The following is a 17,080-nucleotide window of genomic DNA, read 5'->3' on the forward strand; positions in this document are numbered from 1 at the left end:
ACAGTGGATGACGAAAACAGTAGATGATGCACACAGTGGGTGTCGCATACAGTGACGTGGACAGGACGTGGACAGCGACGAGAACCGACGGACGGAGCACCGGTGAGCCAGCCCGAAGAAGACATCCCCCGTGTCGTCGCCGTGGCATGGGGTGTCGCCGAGTTCCCGCAGAAGGGGCCCAAACGCGAGCTGAGCCACGAGCGCATCGTTGAGGCCGCGATCGAGATCGCCGACGCCGACGGGCTCGGCGCCGTCACGATGTCCCGGGTCGCGCAGTCACTCGGCTTCACCACGATGGCGCTCTACCGCTACATCAGCACCAAGGACGAACTGCAGCAGCTGATGTTGGACGCGGCGATCTCCGGTGAGGACCTGCGCACCGGCGTCACGGACGATTGGCGCAGCGGCATCGAGGCCTGGGCGCAGGTGCTGCTGGAGGCCTACCTGGCGCACCCGTGGGCCCTGGAGATCCCGGTCGGCGTCAACGCCTTGGTGATGCCCAACCAACTCCGGATCGTCGACACCGCACTGCGACTGCTACGCCCCCTGGCCGGGGGTGCCGACGAGCGGCTGGCCGTCCTGCTGGCGGCCGCGGTCTACGTCCGCGGCTTCGCGGTGTCCATGGTGGAGATCATGCGCAGCCGCGAGGCCATCAACGGCGCCACCCGCGCGATGATCGCCGAGGTCGCGACTCCGGCCCGGTTCCCCGACGTCGCCCCCCTGCTGGCCAGCGGTGCCTACTTCGGCGACACGGTTGAGGGGGCCGACGGTCCGGTCGACGACGACGACTTCCGACGTGGGCTGCACTGGCTGCTCGATGGCGTCGCGACTGCCGCCGCCGCCGATGGCGAACCGGAACCCGTACCGCCACGGGAGCTGGGTCCCGAGGAGGCACTGGTCGAGGCCGAACGCGCCCTCGAGGCCGGGGTGGCTCGCCGCAAGCAGGCCGAACAGCAGGTCAAGGCGCTCTACAAGGCCGAGGCCCAACTACGCAAGGATCGCGACGCCGCCAAGGAGTTCGCGAAGGCCGCCCAGCGGCTCCGCTGAGCCTCCCCGGCCGCGACGGGTGATCCGGCCGCGACGGGGGATCAGGCCACGGACTCGAGGCGACCGGTGTCCACGTCGTACAGGAATCCGCCGACGACGGCACGGGAGTTGATCAACGGCTCGTTCCGGAGTCGGGCGACGTCGTAGCGCACCCCGGCGAGCTGGTCGGTGAACGCGGCGACCGACAGGCCACCCAGGTCGATCCCGCTGTGCTCCATCGCCTTCGCGCGGATCGCCTCCGCGCCGCCGGCCATCGCACACCGGGTGTGCGGGACGAGCATGATGCGGGAGACGCCGAGCAGGCTGACCGCGAGGATGAGTCCGTTCAGCGACTCCTCGGTCAACCGGCCGCCCGGGGTACGCAGGATCTTCGCGTCGCCGATGTGGAGGCCGACCATGCCGAGCGGTTCGATCCGCGAGTCCATGCAGGTGAGCAGTCCGAGGCCGGCGTGGGCCAGGCCGTCGAAGTGCTCACCTCCGGTGAAGGTTGCGGCGTACTGCTCGTTGGCAGCCAGCAGATCGGCGAACGGGTGGGCTTCGTCTGGTTCCGGCACGGACCCGAGCTTAGACCCGTCACGAGGTGGCCGTACCGACCGTTCCACTGCCGACGCCCAGTACCGGTTGGCTGCCGCCCATCCCGGAGCCGTCCCGCTTGCCGGTCGGTTCCGGCAGCGGTACCGGGCTGCCACTCGCCGCGGTGGCCAGCGCCGGCCCACGGCCGACCCACGCCAGGATCAGCTGGTCCTCGCCACGCAGGAACCGGTGGCACCGCACTCCCGCGGTGGCCCGGCCCTTGGCGGGGTACTCCCCCAACTCGGTGTTCTTGACCGACCCGGCGTCGGTCCCGGGTAGTGCGTCGGCCGAACCGGAGACGGTCACCACGACCGCGTCGTCGGGCCGGGCCGCACCGAAGAAGCAGACCTCGGCGCCGGCGGCGAGCTTGATCCCGGCGACCCCACCACCGGTACGGCCCTGCGGCCTGACGGCGGCTGCCGGGAAGTGCAGGAGTTGCGCATCGGTGGTCACGAAGACCAGGTCGGCCTCGGGGTCGGTCAGCTCCAGCGCGCCGACCACCTCGTCGCCGTCGGCCAGCCGGATCACCTCCCACGCGTCCTTGCCCAGCACCTCGGGGTTGACCCGCTTCACCACGCCCTGTCTGGTGCCGATGGCGAGCCCGGGCGAGTCGTCGGTCAGGGTCGTCAGCCCGAGCACCCGTTCGCCCTGCTCGAGCATGATCAACTCCGACAGTTGCACCCCGCCGGCGAGGTTCGGCGCCTGGGCGGTGACCGGGACGGTCGGCAGCTCGATGGCCGACAGCTTGAGCAGCCGGCCGGCCGAGGTGAGCACACCGAAGTCGGCCCGTGCGGTGACGCGGATCGCGGAGCCGATCACGTCGTGCCCGGACCGGTCCTGGCTGGCGGGCAGGTCCTCACCGTGGTCGGTGCGCGCCACCAAACCGGTCACCGACAACAACACCCAGCACGGGTCGTCGGGCACCTCGAGCGGCTCGGCGGCCGACACCTTCGGAGCGCCGCCGGAGGCGAGCAGCACCGTACGACGAGGGGTCCCGTGATCCTTGGCGACCTGCGCCAACTCGTCGGAGACGACGGCGCGCAACTTCTGTTCGTCGTCGATGATCTCGGTCAGCTCGGCGATCCTGGCCTGCAGTTCCTGCTGCTCGGTCTCCAACTCCAGCCGGGAGAACTTGGTGAGCCGGCGCAGCGGCATCTCCAGGATGTAGTTGGTCTGGGTGACGGTGAGCTCGAACACCTCCATCAGCTTGGCCCGCGCGGCGGCCACGTCGTCGGAGCCACGGATGATCGCGATCACGTCGTCGATGTCGAGGATGGCGACGAGCAGGCCGTCGACCAGGTGGAGCCGTTCCTCGGCCTTGCCGCGCCAGAACGTCGTCCGGCGCAGCGTCACCTCGAGCCGGTGCTGCAGGTAGACCTGCAGCATCTCCAACAGCCCGAGGGTGCGGGGCTGCCCCTCGACCAGGGCGACCGCGTTGATCGCGAACGAGTCCTCCAGCTTGGTCAGCTTGAACAGCTGCTCCAGCACGGCCTCGGGATTGAAGCCGTTCTTGATCTCGATCACCAGGCGGGTGCCGTTGGCCAGGTCGGTCAGGTCCTTCAGGTCGGCGATGCCCTGCAACTTCTTGTTGCCGACCGCAACCTTGATCTGCTCGATGATCTTCTCCGGGCCGACCAGGTACGGCAGCTCGGTGACCACGATCCCCTTGCGGCGTGGGGTGATCTGCTCGATCCGGGTGGTCGCGCGCACCTTGAACGAACCGCGGCCGGTGGCGTACGCGTCGGCGATCCCCTCGAGGCCGATGATCTTGCCACCCGTGGGCAGGTCAGGCCCGGGGATGAACCGCATGATCGACTCGAGGGTCGAGTTCGGGTGCTTGATCAGGTGCCGCAACGCCTGCACCACCTCGACCAGGTTGTGCGGGGCGATGTTGGTCGCCATGCCCACCGCGATCCCGGACGCCCCGTTCACCAGCAGGTTGGGGAAGGCCGCCGGCAGCACCGACGGCTCGACCTCCTTGCCGTCGTAGTTGGGCCGGAAGTCGACGGTGTCGGCCTCCAACCCGGCGGTCAACGCCAGCGCGGCCGGGGCCATCCGGCACTCGGTGTACCGCATCGCCGCGGGCCCGGAATCGGGTGAGCCGAAGTTGCCGTGCCCGTCGACCACCGGTAGCCGCATCGTCCAGGCCTGCGCAGTCCGGACGAGCGCGTCGTAGATCGCGGTGTCGCCGTGCGGGTGCAGCTGGCCCATCACCTGGCCGACCACGCGGGCACACTTCACGTGGCCCCGATCGGGCAGCAACCGCATCTGGTCCATGGTGTAGAGGATCCGGCGCTGCACCGGCTTCAACCCGTCCCGCGCGTCGGGCAGGGCACGGGCGTAGATCACCGAGTACGCGTACTCCAGGAACGACTCCTGCATCTCCTCGCTGACGTTGACGTCGAGGATGCGTTCGGTGAAGTCGTCCGGCTCGACGGTGGTGGACTTGCGGCGTGCCATCGTGGGTGCGTTCTCCTCAGGCGTCGATGCGTTCGGCGTCCAGGGCGTACGCCCCGTCGATGATGAATTCCTTGCGGGGCGCGACGTCGTTGCCCATCAACATCTCGAAGGTGGCCTCGGCCTGTTCCGCGTCGTCGACGGTCATCCGCCGCAACGCTCGCATCCGCGGGTTCATGGTGGTCTCGGCCAACTGGTCGGCGTCCATCTCCCCCAACCCCTTGTAGCGTTGCGGTTCGGCGAACTTGAGACCCTTCTTGGTCAACTCGGCGGCCTTGCGCTGGTACTCGGCGTCGGAGTAGGTGTAGACGTACTTGTCCATCCCCTTGCGCGGGTTCGACAACTCGAACCGGTGCAGCGGCGGCACGGCGGTGTAGACGCGGCCGGCGTCCAGCAGCGGTCGCATGTAGCGGAAGAACAAGGTGGCCAGCAGGCAACGGATGTGGGCGCCGTCGGAGTCCGCGTCGGCCATGAAGATGATCTTGCCGTACCGGGTCTGGTCGAGGTCGAAGGTCCGTCCCGAGCCGGCACCGACCACCTGGATGATCGAGGCACACTCGGCGTTCTTCAGCATGTCGCCCACCGACGCCTTCTGGACGTTGAGAATCTTGCCGCGGATCGGCAGCAACGCCTGGAACTCCGAGTCGCGGGCAAGCTTGGCGGTGCCGAGGGCGGAGTCGCCCTCCACGATGAACAGCTCGGACCGCTCGCCGTCCACACTGCGGCAGTCGACCAGCTTGGCGGGCAGCGACGACGACTCCAGGGCCGTCTTGCGACGCTGGGCGTCCTTGTGCTGACGCGCCGCCACGCGGGTCCGCGAGGCCGACACCACCTTCTCCTGCAGTTGCCGGGCCTGCGCCTTGTTCGCGGCCTTGGTGGAGCTGAGGAAGCTGCCCATCTCCTGTTCGACGACCTTGGCGACGATCCGGGAGGCGGCCGGCGTACCGAGGACTTCCTTCGTCTGGCCCTCGAACTGTGGTTCTGCCAGCCGTACGGTCACCACGGCGGTCATGCCCTCGAGCACGTCGTCCTTGACGATGTCGTCGCCGGCCTTGAGCAGTCGGGTGCCCTCGAGCGACTTGGTGACTGCCTTCGCCAGCCCGCGTTCGAACCCGGCGACATGGGTGCCGCCCTTGGGCGTGGCGATCACGTTCACGAACGACCTGGTGGTGGTGTCGTAGCCGGTGCCCCAACGGACGGCCACGTCGACCTCGAGGTCCCGGTCGACGTCGGCCGGGGTCATGTGCCCGTCGTCGTCGAGCATCGGCACGGTCTCGGTGAACTGGTCGTGCCCCTGCAGCCGGACGATGTCGGTGACCTTGTCGTCGGCGGCGAGGTAGTCGCAGAACTCGGCGATGCCGCCGTCGTGGCGGAAGTACTCCTCGACCGGCTCGTCGCCGCGCTCGTCGCGGACCCGCAGGGCCAGCCCGGGCACCAGGAAACTGGTCTGGCGGGCCCGGTCGGTCAGATGGGTCCACGACAACTCGGCGTCGGCGAGGAAGATCTCGCGGTCGGGCCAGTAGGTGACGGTGGTGCCGGACGTGCCCCGCTTGGCCTTGCCGACCTTGGTGAGTCCGCCGCCCGGGGTGAACCTGGCCTGCGGCCCGTCACCGTCGAAGCTGCCGACGACGCCGCGGCTGAACGACACCCCCCAGACCGCCGAGTTGCGGGTCACCGCCACGTCGAGCCGTGACGCCAGTGCGTTCACCACCGACGACCCGACACCGTGCAGGCCGCCGGTCGCGTTGTACGAGCCGGCGCCGAACTTGCCGCCGGCGTGCAGCTTGGTGAACACCACCTCGACCCCGCTCAGCCCGGTCCGTGGTTCCTTGTCGACCGGGATGCCACGGGCCCGGTCGACGACGGTGATGCCGCCGTCGCCACGCAAGGTCACGTCGATCTCCTGGCCGAACCCGGCCAGGGCCTCGTCCACCGCGTTGTCGATGATCTCCCACAGGCAGTGCATCAACCCCCGGGTGTCGGTGGAGCCGATGTACATCGCGGGACGCTTGCGGACCGCTTCCAGTCCCTCCAGCACCAACAGGTGCCGTGCCTCGTAGTCCCTTGACTCCGGTGCTGTCCTCGCTTTGGCCACCGCCCGAGACTACCCAGCAACCCGTGCCCAGCCGTGGAGCCGACGCGGTGTGCCGACCGGAGGTCATGGTTGGGCCGACCGAAGGTCACGGTTGAACATGCGACACACCCGCCGGTTGTGGGAAAGGGGTTCACCCGGCCCATGGTCCGGGTACTCTCGGTGACAACCTGCAGGTTCGCAGCCGTTGCTGGAAGTGGGAACAAAGCGGGGACTTCACCGGTTGTGACTGGTGAAGGGCCCACTCCCGACTTCCGAGGCGGAACGGGCCTGCATCGCACAACAGGGAGGGGCCCACCGTGAGCACGAACATTGTCGAGGACACCACCTTGAGCGCCGCTGACCGCTGTGACCGCTGCGGGGCTCAGGCGTACGTCCGAGTCACCTTGCCGTCCGGCGAGCTCCTCTTCTGCGCACACCACGGCAAGGAGCATGGCGACAAGCTCAAGCAGGTGGCGCTGAAGATCGAGGACGAGAGTCACCGCGTCAGCTGAGACTGACCACCGCAGGGGCCCGGACCGGTGACGGTCCGGGCCTCGTCGCGTTCCAGTCCGGGTTCACCGGCCCGGGTTCGCGTTCCGGCCCCGACCCCGCAGTTTGGCTGGCGTCAGTGGTGGCGTCCGCCAGGCCGGTCGCCGAGCCCGAAGACGTACGCGATCCAGCCGCTGGCGAACACCGGGATGAAGAACAGCCACCACAGGTGCCAGCCGAAGATCATGTTGATCACGAACACCGCCGGCCACAGCAGGGCCATCACCGCGGCACCGGTGCGCTTGACCGCGGGCGAGGTCTCGAGTCGCTCCTCCTTGGAGCTGAGCGCCGCGCCGAGGTCGGGCAGTGCCAGCTGCCGGTCGTCCTCGACCGGAGCCAGTTGCCTGCCCTCACCGACCGGGGTCGACGCCCCGGTGGCCGGATCGGTGCCCGGGTAGAGCGGGAACTCGGCAGGCTCAGCGGCAGCCGGTACGTCGACCGGCAGTCCGGCGAACGCGGGGAAGAGGTCGTCGCGGGTACGGGCCGCCCTCACCTGCTGGGTCCGCTCCGCCAGTTCACTGCGGTCGAGCCGCCCTTCCGCCTCCTGCTGCTGCAGCAACTGCACGGCCTCGTCGCGTTCGGCGTTGCCGATCCTCAGGGACGGTTCTGGGTGGTCGCTGCTCACGCCGACCAGCCTACCGACTCGATCACGTCGACGAATCGGGTTCCTGACTCGTCCGACGCCTCGCCCGCGCCCGGCGGAGTCCCTCGTGCATCGCCACCACCCTGCCCTCGGGGATCTCTCGGCCCTCGGCCACGAGCACGTCGGGCAGTGGCTGCGGAGCGGGTCGGTCGTCGCGCGCACGGGTCGCCCTCGCCGACCAGCTCAGGAACGGTTCGTACGGTGAATCGGCGCGGGTCGAGCCCAGGCAGGTCGTCCCAGCTGACCGGGTACGACACCGGGATGCCGAGTCGGGCCCGTGGGCTCCACGCCGACACCAGGGTCGCTCCCCCCGCCCGGGTGGAGTCGACGAACACCCGACCGCCGCGTTGGTCGCGGACGAACTCGGTGGTGGCCAGGTCGGGGTCGAGCCGTGCCGTGCGTACGGCCAGCGCCCGGGTGGCACCGGCGGCGTCCTCGAACGAGGTCGGTTCGATCGGTACGCGGATGTGGAGCCCCTTGGCCCCACTGGTCTTCACCTGTCCGACCAGGCCGAGCTCGGCCAGCGCCCGCCGGACCAGCTCAGCCGTCGCTGCCGCTTGGGCGAACCCGGCAACCACGTCGTCGGTCGGTGGCGGGTCGAGGTCCATGATCAGCTCCTCGGCCAAATGCTGATCGATCCTGATCAAGGACGGATGGAACTCGACGGTTCGCTGGTTTCCCAACCACAGCACGGTTCTGGCGTCGTTGGCCAGCGGATACCGTACGGTCCGCTGTGACGTCTCGGCCCACACGGAGGTGGAGGCGATCCAGGGGGGCGCATGCTTGGGGAGGTTCTTCTGCATGAACGGTTCGGCACCGGGCCGGGCCCGTACCACCGACAACGCGCGGTCGGTCAGCTCGGCGACGAGCCGGTCGGCCATCACGTCGAGGTAGGTGATCAACTCCCCCTTGCTGACCCCGCACCCGTCGTACAGCTCGGTGTCCAGACTGCTCAGGTCGACCCCGCGGAGCGTGCTGGACACCGCTCACTCCTCCCGCTCCAGTGGCTTCGGCCGCTGCCGGCTCGACCTGCGACGCAGTGCCGGGAACAGCCCGATCCACAGGAAGGCCGGGATGGCCAGGGCCAGCCAACCACCTCCAGCGGAGGCGAGGACGATCCCCAGGGCCACGGCCGTCGCGACGGCGGCCAGCGCCAAGGTGAGCTTCACGCCCCCGGGGCTCAGCCCGCGATGGCTCTCGGGCTGCAGGTTGGTCCACGACACCGTCTCGGTGGTCCCCGGGTTCCACGTGTCGTCCGACCCCGCCCCCTGGCCGCGCGAACTCGGCAGGACCGGCCACTGCGGTTGCGGCTCCGGCTCGGACGTCGGCCGGTAGGGGGCGAAACCCTGACCGGCACCGGCGGCCGGTGGATCGACCGGCAGGTCACGGAACAGGTCGACGACGTCGCCGCGGGTGACCGCCGAGAGTGCCTGCTCACGGCGGTCCGTCAACTCCTGTGGGTTGAGTCGGCCCTCGGCAGCCTGGCCCTCGAGCAGGCGGACGGCCTCCAGCCGTTCGTCGTCACCCACTCGCATCTCCCCGGACGTCACCCGATCAGCGTAGCGAGTTGCCGGCGCCACGTACCCGTACGCACCACTTCCCGCGCCCCTCGAGCTCACGGGAGGCCCCACTCCCCACACCCCTCGGCGCGAGAGGTCGAACTCTGCTTCACTCTTGACTTATATAAGTCTGTACGTAAGAATGCTGGGGTGCACGCACTCGATGTCCTCGGCGATCCGGTACGGCGACGCATCCTCGAACTGCTCGCCGAGGGTGAGCTGAGCGCCGGAGAGCTCGCCACCGCGATCGGCGACGAGTTCGGCATCAGCCAGCCGGCGGTCTCGCAACACCTCCGAGTACTGCGCGAGAACGGCTTCGCGACCGTTCGCCCCGAAGGCACCCGACGCCTGTACGCCGTTGACGCCCGCGGACCTCGCGCGGCCCGGGCCTGGCTGACCCCGTTCGAGCGGTTCTGGTTGCCGGCCCTGGCCGCGCTCGACACCGAACTCGCCCGCGGTCGTCGCGAACGGCGGCGGGGCGGGACCGTCCATCCACCCACGCAGGACCACGACCCCGGGAATCCCGGGCCGACGAAGGAGAACTGACATGGTCGACATTGCCGCCCAACTGGGAGCGGTCTCCCGCGAACTGCGCATCGAGGAGGTGGACGGCGAGCCGTCCAACGTCCAGGTGCTGGAGCAGACCTACCACTCCCCCATCGACGACGTCTGGGACGCGGTGACCTCGGCCGAACGGATCCCGCGGTGGTTCATGCCGATCAGTGGCGAGCTCCGCCACGGCGGCCGCTACCAACTCGAGGGAAACGCCGGCGGCGAAGTGCTCGAGTGCGAACCACCCGCCGACGGCGCAGCCCGGTTCAAGATCACCTGGGGGTTCGGTGGCGGGATCTCCTGGGTCACCGTCCGGCTCACCGGGAAGGGTGACGACACCACCCTTGAGCTGGAGCACGTGGCCCGGGTCGCCGACATCCCCGACGAGATGTGGCAGACGTACGGCCCCGGCGCCACCGGTGTCGGCTGGGACTCCGGACTGCTCGGCCTCGCCACGTATCTGTCCGCCGACGGTTCCGGGATCACCCCCGACCAGGCCGAGGCATGGATGGTCTCCGACGAGGGGAAGCAGTTCGCCCGAGGTTCCGCAGACGCCTGGGCCGCCACGCACGTCGCCGTCGGCGCCGATCCCGAGGCCGCAGCCCGGGCCGCGGACGCCACCTGGGGCTTCTTCACCGGCTCCGGGCAGTAGCCACGTTCCCGCGGGAGCGTCCGAGCACATCGAGCGGGCAGTTGGCGAGGTGCCGCCACACCGAGCGGGCAGTTGGAGAGGCGGTCCGGGCCTCCTCACCTCTCCAACTGCCCGGTCGGTCACGACATCCCGCACCTGAGTACCCACCGGGCAGTTGGCGAGGGTGCGGCGTGACGAGCGGGCAGTTGGCGAGGGTGCGGCGTGACGAGCAGGCAGTTGGCGAGGGTGCGGCGTGACGAGCGGGCAGTTGGCGAGGCCCCAGTACACCGAGCGGGCAACTGGAGAGGTGCCGGCACACCGACAGGGCAGTCGGCGAGGCCCCGCCACACCGACAGGGCAGTCGGCGAGGCCCCGCCACAGCGAGCGGGCAGCTGGAGAGGCGGTCCGGGCCTCCTCGCCTCGCCAACTGTCCTGTCGGTCAAGAGCGACGAGGCGCCCGGCCACCTGGGCGGGAGGCTTCACGAGGCACGGCGCGACGACGTGTCGAAGGACAGGCCGAACCGGGCTGCGAAGGCTGCTCGTCCGGTGGGCGTGAACAGCGACGGGCGCAACAAGGTGTGCCACGGCCGGATCCGGCTGGGATCGTGCGGCCTCCCCAGCGCATGGTCGGCATCGGCCAGGATTCGTACGGCCTGGTGCAGGACGTCCCTGCTGGTGTAGCCGCGACGACTCCATCCGGCGCGACCGAGGTCACTCTCGCGTCGGAGGTCCGCGCGGTGTTGGCCGGGCTCGCGGTGCACCTCCCCGTCGTACTCATGGAGCCGTTGGGTTCCGACGAGCCACAGATCACCTCGCGCCACGAAACAGCCAGACGGATCCCGCACCTCGTGTTGTGGTTGGACGGCCACCCCACACGCCCGGTGAAGCTCGGCCAGCATCACCTCCCACAGCGATTCGTACCTGTGGTCGATGCGCTGCAGGACGCGGCGCAACCCGCGCATCCCTCGACCCGGCTCCCGCGCGACCTCGGACAGCGCAGCCGCGGAGCACGAGCCGGAGGCCAGGGCAGCGGCAACCACACAGGCCAGATCCAGTTCGGAGAGGTCGCGGGCGAGGCTCACCACGACATCGACCGCCGGATCGACCCGGAGTCCGGCCATCAACTCGTACGGTGACAGGCCGGTTCGCCGGGCGGCGACGAGCCCGACCCGTCGTACCCGATCGGTGTGGGGATGCACCGTGTACACCGGCAGGTCGGCGGGGAGCGGTGGCAACCACCAACCCCTGATCCGGGCGGCGGTGAGATGGGTCCACCGGGCCTCGGGCGGCAGCACCTCCTGCCAGCCCAGCAACTGGGAGAGGAAGGGATCACCATCGATCGGGGCTCGGCAGCGGACACCGCGGGTGACCCGTTCCCAGCCGGACGGCAGCCATTCGCCGCGGCGGCTGCGCACCACGTGGGTCTCGCCGCACCACGCGGGCCCGACCTGTTCGTCCTCTGATGCCCCTGACATGGCAGACAGCGTGCCTGCCCGTGCTGCGGTTGTCGCCCGAACGCCTCTTGGCCTGTGGAAAACTCCCGTGCGGCGGGCACCGGGGCGCTCCCGCGGGAACGTCCGGGCGCTGGTGACTCACCGGTGGGTGTCGAGCGACAGGGCAGTCGGAGAGGCGTCAACTCCGCCGCGACCCCGCCAACTGCCCACTCGCCGAGCCAGCGGTGTCGGACCGATCAGTCGAGGTAGTCGCGGAGCACCTGGGAGCGCGACGGGTGGCGCAGCTTGCTCATCGTCTTCGACTCGATCTGACGGATCCGCTCGCGCGTGACGCCGTACACCTTGCCGATCTCGTCCAGCGTCTTCGGCTGGCCGTCGGTGAGCCCGAAGCGCATCGACACCACGCCGGCCTCCCGCTCGCTGAGCGTGTCGAGCACGTCGTGCAGTTGCTCCTGCAGCAGGGTGAAGCTGACCGCGTCGGCCGGGACGACTGCCTCGGAGTCCTCGATCAGGTCGCCGAACTCGGAGTCGCCGTCCTCACCCAACGGGGTGGCCAGTGAGATCGGCTCCCGGCCGTACTTCTGGACCTCGACGACCTTCTCCGGCGTCATGTCCAGTTCCTTGGCCAGCTCCTCCGGCGTGGGCTCGCGACCGAGGTCCTGCAGCATCTGCCGCTGGACGCGGGCGAGCTTGTTGATCACCTCGACCATGTGGACGGGGATCCGGATCGTACGGGCCTGGTCGGCCATCGCGCGGGTGATGGCCTGCTTGATCCACCAGGTCGCGTACGTGGAGAACTTGTAGCCCTTGGTGTAGTCGAACTTCTCGACCGCACGGATCAGGCCCAGGTTGCCCTCCTGGATCAGGTCGAGGAAGAGCATGCCGCGGCCGGTGTAGCGCTTGGCCAGCGAGACCACCAGTCGCAGGTTGGCCTCCAGCAGGTGGTTCTTGGCCTTGCGGCCGTCCTCGGCGATCCACTCGAAGTCCTCGACCTGGCTGGCCCGAACCTTGGGGCCCTCGTTGTTGAGCCGCTCGTCGGCGAACAGGCCGGCCTCGATCCGCTTGGCGAGCTCGACCTCCATCTCGGCGTTCAGCAGGGCGACCTTGCCGATCTGCTTCAGGTAGTCCTTCACCGGGTCGGCCGTCGCGCCGGCCGCCATCACCTGCTGCTCGGGCTCGTCGGCGTCATCGGCGTCGGACAGGCTGAAGCCGCCGGCCTCCTCGGTGAGCTCCTTCTCCTCGGCCGCAGCGGCCTTGGAGTCGAACGCCGACTCGTCGACGTCGTCCAGGGTGCGCTTCTTGCCGCCGACGGTCAGCACCAGGTCGTCACCGTCGATGGTCGCGGTGACCTCGGCGGTGGTGGGATCGGTGGCCGCCTTCTTGGCGGGGGCCTTCTTCGCCGTCTTCTTGGCCGCGGTCTTCTTCGCCGCCGCCTTCTTCGCGGGAGCCTTCTTCGCCGCCGGAGCCGCCTTCGCCGCCGGGGCCGCCTTCGCCGCGGGGGCCGCCTTCACGGCCGGCTTCTTCGCCGCGGCCTTCTTGGCCGTCCTCGTGCCGCTGTCCTGGGACTCGTCAGGTGCCGGGGCCGACACCTTCGCCGCGGCGCTGCGGGCGGCCGCACTCACCCGGGAGGTGGTGTGCGTGGAGGAAGGAACCACCGTCTCGGTTGCGTCCGTGGCGGTGGTGGAAGACTTGGCTGTCACAAAGAACCTCTCGAGTGACGGTCGGTCGAGCTGGGTCTCGACGCGGGACGTAACCGGATCTGAGCATGGCGTCGCCGACTGGATGTCAAAGCGATGTCCACCGATGTATTCTGCCACGCGCTCGGGGCGGACCACGAATCGCCTCCGACGTGATCATGGCCCACGACGTCGAACCGGCTCCGACGAAGCCGGTTCGGCGGCTGCCTCAGCCCGCCTTCACCGCCAGCACCGGACACGCGGCGTCCAACAGTACGCGCTGGGCGTTGCTGCCCAACAACAGCTTCCCCACCGGGGAACGACGGCGCAGGCCGATCACGATGAAGTCAGCGGTACTGCGCTCCGCGGCGGCGAGCACCTCCTCGGCCGGGTCCAACCGGTCCGGCGCGAGCCGGATCTGGTGCTCCAGACCTGACTGGGCGAGCTGCTCGGCGAGCGAGGTCACCTCGCCGTCCTCCTCGAGGGTGTGGACCACGATCAACTGGCAGTCGCGCATCCTCGCCTCCTCGATCGCACGATCGAGGGCGGCCTGTCCTTCCGGCTTTGCTGAGTACCCGACCACGATGACCGACATCAGCGCTCCTTCCAGGTGTGCACCGGCTCGTTGCTGTGCATCCGTTCCACGTACTCCCCCACCATCGCGGTGAGAGCCTCGGATCGGGTGGCGCCCTGGGACTCTCGGGCTCCGACATGGGAAGTCTGCCACGTCGCCCCGTTGCGACGTCGCAGGCATCGCTGCTCGATGATCTGCAGGTAGTGATCGGCGTCGGCGGTCGAGGCACCCCAGTCCGACAGTCCGGCGTGCGCGAGTGGCAGCAGTTTCCGCAGGACGAGGTCGGTGACCGGACCGGTGCCGACTCCCGGCCAGTAGACCGACGCGTCGATCCCCTGCCGGACACCGGCCTCGAAGTTGTCCTGCGCGGTGCCGTACGACATCCGCGTCCAGATCGGCCGTTCCACGGTGGCCAGGGCGCGGACCAGCCCGGCGTAGAACGCCACGTTGGCCACGGTGTCGGCCACCGTCGGACCGCCCGGCAGCACGCGGTTCTCCACCCGCAGGTGTGGTGCCCCGTCGGAGGTGTCGTACACCGGCCGGTTCCACCGGTAGACCGTGCCGTTGTGCAGGTTGAGTTCGTGCAGCTCCGGCACCCGCCCCGCGTCCAGGTCGGCGATCGGGTCGGCCTCGTCGACGATCGGCAACAGCGCCGGGAAGTAGCGGGCGTTCTCCTCGAACAGGTCGAACACCGACGTCACCCAGCGCTCGCCGAACCAGACCCGGGGCCGTACGCCCTGGGCCTTCAGTTCCTCCGACCGGGTGTCGGTGGCCTGCATGAACAGCGGGATCCGGGTCTCGGCGTACAGCTGCTTGCCGAACAGGTACGGCGAATTGGCCGCGAGTGCCACCTCGATCCCGGCGATGGCCTGCGAGGCGTTCCAGTGGGCGGCGAAGTCGTCCGGGCTGGCCTGCAGGTGCACCTGGGTCGAGGTGCAGGCGGCCTCCGGCATGATCGTGTCGGTGGTGAGGTCGAGCTGTTCGACCCCCTGCATCCTGATCACCAGGTCCTCACCCCGGGCGGCGAACACCTGCTCGTCGAGCAGCCCGTACCGCGGGTTCTCGGTGCGGTGGTCGGCCGTCACGTCCGCGGGGCGCAGGGTCGGCAGGATGCCGATCAGGGCCAACTCCGAGTCGACCCGGGCGGCAGCCTCGTCGGCACTGTTCAGCTTGTCGCGGATCTCGGCCTCCCACGACGCCAGCCCAGCCTCGGCAAGCCGACGCGGTGGCACGTTCAGCTCGATGTTGAACTGGCCGAGCTCGGTCACGAAGAGGGGGTCGTCGATCGCGGCCAGCACCGCGGCATTGGTCATCGCCGCGTTGCGGTCCGCGCCGATCAGGTTGAGCTCCATCTCCAGGCCCACCATCGGCTGTCCGGTGTCGAACGGCGACTGCGTCAGCATGCGTGCCAACGCATCGAGGCACCGCCGCACCTTCTCCCGGTACCGCGTGCGGTCCTCGCGGGTGAACTCACGCCGCTCGACCTCGGCTCCCATTCCCCCAGTGTGGCGCATCCGGGCCCGCTGCGCACCGATTCGCCCCCGGAACGACGACCGACCCACCGACCTGACAGGCTGGGTGCCGGCGACCACCGTGTCGTCGGCGAGTCGTCGGTACGAGAGGTCACGCATGCAGCCACGTCCAGCCCCGACAGTTCCCGGCACGGCAGACGCACCCGCGCGCCGGGCCCGCCGGGCCGTCCACCGACTGGGCGCCCCCCTGCTGGTGCTGTTGCTGATCACCCTGACCGCGTGCACCGGCGGTACGCCGCCGTCCCCCGAGCCCGGACCGGGCGAGGAGTCCGCGACCGGCACCACCACGCCACCCTCGACCGGCACCACCACGCCGCCCTCGGCCGAAGCCTCACCGACCGACGACGACCTGGGTCGCGAACCGATCACCGAGACCGAGGAGTTCACCGACGCCGAGGGACTCCGGGCGTTCACCTCGCCCAGCGGTCGCATCGTGTGCGTGCTGAACAACGCCGGTGACACCTCGCTGGTCCGCTGCGACCTGCCCGACACCGAGTGGACCATCGAGCAGCCCGAGGGTGAGAGCTGCGACCCGGGAGTGTGGCCCGGCGGTGGCCCCGGGGCGTACGCGGTGCTCAGCATCGCCACCCCCGACCTGCAGCCCGGCCCGATCTGCGTCGGTGACCCGTTGGGCGCCATCCCGGAGGGCGAACGGCCGGTGTTGGAGTACGGGCACGCGATCACCAACAACGAGCTGACCTGCGTCAGCGAGCGGGCCGGCATCCGGTGCGAGGGGGTCGAGACCACCAACGGTTTCCGGATGTCGTTGGAGGAGGCGCAGTTCTACTGCGAGGTGGACGGTCGGGTGCAGTTGGTGGCGCCCGGTGCGCGGCCGTGCCGTAGCTGAGGGGCACAAGCTACTCACCGGTAGGATCCGGGCCATGCCGACACCGCACGTCTACTACGAACGCGTCGACCGTGGCTCCGGCGGGTCTCCGGCCGACGCCGGACCGACCGGGGTCCACACCGGGACCTGGCGGCCCACCGAGCACGTCCAGGGTGCGTGGAACGATCATGAACAGCACATGGCGCCGGTGGCCGGGTTGCTCGCCCACGAGCTGGAGTCGTACGCACCACGCCCCGACCTGACGGCCAGCCGGTTCTCGTACGAGATCCTCGGCCTGATCCCGCTCGAGCAGACCATGATCAACTGCCGGGTGGTACGCCCGGGCCGCACCATCGAGCTGGTCGAGGCGGTGCTGACCACCGTGTCTGCGCCGGATCGGCCGGTGATCCGGGCCAGTGTCTGGCGGCTGTCGAGGCAGGACACCGCAGCGATCAGCCGGGGACCGGCCGAGCCGTTGCCGCCCGCGGCGGAGATGGGCGACTGGGCCGGCCTCACCCAGTGGCCGGGCGGCTTCATCCGGTCGCTGCAGGGGCGGACCGTCGAGGCCGACACCCCCGGACGGCGGCTGGCCTGGCTGCACAGTGACGTCGCGCTGGTGGACGAGCCGGCCTCGGCCACCGCGACCTTCCTGCGGCTGGTCGACGCGGCCAACGGCATCGCCGCCACGCTGAACCCGTACGAGTGGATGTTCCCCAACACCGACCTGCAGATCCACCTGTGGCGCACCCCGGGCGGCGACCGGACGGGATACGACACGATCGCCTCCATCGGCCCCGACGGGGTCGGGGTGACCCAGACCGTGCTGCACGACGAGCACGGCCCGGTCGGGCGGGCCACCCAGCTGCTGACCGTACGGCCCGCGCCCGGCTCGGCGCGTGTGTCCGGCGCGGCACCGGCGACCGGCTGAGGCGC

General features: G+C 69.8%; 16 protein-coding genes. 6 read left to right on the forward strand and 10 right to left on the reverse strand.

Annotated features, from left to right (window positions below):
- Window positions 1-102: 102 nt before the first annotated feature.
- Window positions 103-1,047, forward strand: coding sequence for a TetR/AcrR family transcriptional regulator (locus ACQBAU_RS10340; protein ID WP_465256682.1), 945 nt, complete (start codon window positions 103-105; stop codon window positions 1,045-1,047).
- A 41-nt stretch (window positions 1,048-1,088) separates the two neighbouring features.
- On the opposite strand, the gene ACQBAU_RS10345 is transcribed toward ACQBAU_RS10340, so the two are convergent.
- The 3 genes from ACQBAU_RS10345 to ACQBAU_RS10355 are packed head-to-tail and all read right to left on the reverse strand — an operon-like array spanning window position 1,089 to window position 6,172.
- Window positions 1,089-1,601, reverse strand: coding sequence for a beta-class carbonic anhydrase (locus ACQBAU_RS10345; RefSeq protein ID WP_434549060.1), 513 nt, complete (start codon window positions 1,599-1,601; stop codon window positions 1,089-1,091).
- Window positions 1,602-1,620: 19 nt separating this feature from the next.
- On the reverse strand, window positions 1,621-4,080 hold the full coding sequence (locus ACQBAU_RS10350; RefSeq protein WP_465256683.1) for a DNA gyrase/topoisomerase IV subunit A: 2,460 nt from the start codon (window positions 4,078-4,080) through the stop codon (window positions 1,621-1,623).
- Between the two features lie 16 nt (window positions 4,081-4,096).
- Complete coding sequence (locus ACQBAU_RS10355; protein WP_434549062.1) at window positions 4,097-6,172, reverse strand: DNA gyrase/topoisomerase IV subunit B; 2,076 nt, start codon at window positions 6,170-6,172, stop codon at window positions 4,097-4,099.
- Window positions 6,173-6,468: 296 nt separating this feature from the next.
- Between ACQBAU_RS10355 and ACQBAU_RS10360 the strand changes: the two genes are divergently transcribed.
- The gene (locus ACQBAU_RS10360) at window positions 6,469-6,663 is read left to right on the forward strand and encodes a DUF7455 domain-containing protein (protein WP_434549063.1); all 195 of its coding nucleotides are present in this window, start codon (window positions 6,469-6,471) and stop codon (window positions 6,661-6,663) included.
- Between the two features lie 113 nt (window positions 6,664-6,776).
- On the opposite strand, the gene ACQBAU_RS10365 is transcribed toward ACQBAU_RS10360, so the two are convergent.
- From ACQBAU_RS10365 to ACQBAU_RS10375, 3 genes are read right to left on the reverse strand one after another with little or no spacing between them, the layout of a single operon-like run.
- The gene (locus tag ACQBAU_RS10365; protein ID WP_434549064.1) at window positions 6,777-7,325 is read right to left on the reverse strand and encodes a DUF1707 SHOCT-like domain-containing protein; all 549 of its coding nucleotides are present in this window, start codon (window positions 7,323-7,325) and stop codon (window positions 6,777-6,779) included.
- On the reverse strand, window positions 7,322-8,326 hold the full coding sequence (locus ACQBAU_RS10370) for a DNA polymerase domain-containing protein (protein ID WP_465259354.1): 1,005 nt from the start codon (window positions 8,324-8,326) through the stop codon (window positions 7,322-7,324). Before ACQBAU_RS10370 ends, ACQBAU_RS10365 begins: the two co-directional genes overlap by 4 nt.
- 3 nt (window positions 8,327-8,329) lie before the next feature.
- Window positions 8,330-8,893, reverse strand: coding sequence for a DUF1707 SHOCT-like domain-containing protein (locus tag ACQBAU_RS10375; protein WP_434549066.1), 564 nt, complete (start codon window positions 8,891-8,893; stop codon window positions 8,330-8,332).
- A 159-nt stretch (window positions 8,894-9,052) separates the two neighbouring features.
- Between ACQBAU_RS10375 and ACQBAU_RS10380 the strand changes: the two genes are divergently transcribed.
- Window positions 9,053-9,448 carry an ArsR/SmtB family transcription factor gene (locus ACQBAU_RS10380; RefSeq protein ID WP_434549067.1) on the forward strand — a complete coding sequence of 132 codons (396 nt, stop codon included), beginning with the start codon at window positions 9,053-9,055 and terminating at the stop codon, window positions 9,446-9,448.
- Between the two features lies 1 nt (window position 9,449).
- Window positions 9,450-10,106, forward strand: coding sequence for an SRPBCC family protein (locus tag ACQBAU_RS10385; protein WP_434549068.1), 657 nt, complete (start codon window positions 9,450-9,452; stop codon window positions 10,104-10,106).
- A gap of 458 nt (window positions 10,107-10,564) precedes the next feature.
- On the opposite strand, the gene ACQBAU_RS10390 is transcribed toward ACQBAU_RS10385, so the two are convergent.
- From ACQBAU_RS10390 to ACQBAU_RS10405, 4 genes are all read right to left on the reverse strand, one after another.
- The gene (locus tag ACQBAU_RS10390; protein WP_465256684.1) at window positions 10,565-11,560 is read right to left on the reverse strand and encodes a hypothetical protein; all 996 of its coding nucleotides are present in this window, start codon (window positions 11,558-11,560) and stop codon (window positions 10,565-10,567) included.
- Window positions 11,561-11,775: 215 nt separating this feature from the next.
- Window positions 11,776-13,374 carry an RNA polymerase sigma factor gene (locus ACQBAU_RS10395; protein WP_434549070.1) on the reverse strand — a complete coding sequence of 533 codons (1,599 nt, stop codon included), beginning with the start codon at window positions 13,372-13,374 and terminating at the stop codon, window positions 11,776-11,778.
- A 70-nt stretch (window positions 13,375-13,444) separates the two neighbouring features.
- Window positions 13,445-13,810 carry a universal stress protein gene (locus tag ACQBAU_RS10400; RefSeq protein ID WP_434549071.1) on the reverse strand — a complete coding sequence of 122 codons (366 nt, stop codon included), beginning with the start codon at window positions 13,808-13,810 and terminating at the stop codon, window positions 13,445-13,447.
- Window positions 13,810-15,420: a glutamate-cysteine ligase family protein gene (locus ACQBAU_RS10405; RefSeq protein ID WP_465256685.1), complete on the reverse strand. Its 1,611-nt coding sequence runs from the start codon at window positions 15,418-15,420 to the stop codon at window positions 13,810-13,812. Before ACQBAU_RS10405 ends, ACQBAU_RS10400 begins: the two co-directional genes overlap by 1 nt.
- Between ACQBAU_RS10405 and ACQBAU_RS10410 the strand changes: the two genes are divergently transcribed.
- On the forward strand, window positions 15,419-16,168 hold the full coding sequence (locus ACQBAU_RS10410; RefSeq protein ID WP_465256686.1) for a hypothetical protein: 750 nt from the start codon (window positions 15,419-15,421) through the stop codon (window positions 16,166-16,168). The two genes, ACQBAU_RS10405 and ACQBAU_RS10410, sit on opposite strands and share 2 nt — an antisense overlap.
- A 34-nt stretch (window positions 16,169-16,202) precedes the next feature.
- Window positions 16,203-17,075 carry a thioesterase family protein gene (locus ACQBAU_RS10415; protein WP_465256687.1) on the forward strand — a complete coding sequence of 291 codons (873 nt, stop codon included), beginning with the start codon at window positions 16,203-16,205 and terminating at the stop codon, window positions 17,073-17,075.
- Window positions 17,076-17,080 lie beyond the last annotated feature (5 nt).

The sequence above is a fragment of the Carbonicoccus niuqiaonis genome (assembly GCF_050157065.1).
Taxonomy (GTDB): Bacteria; Actinomycetota; Actinomycetes; order Propionibacteriales; family Propionibacteriaceae; genus Avipropionibacterium.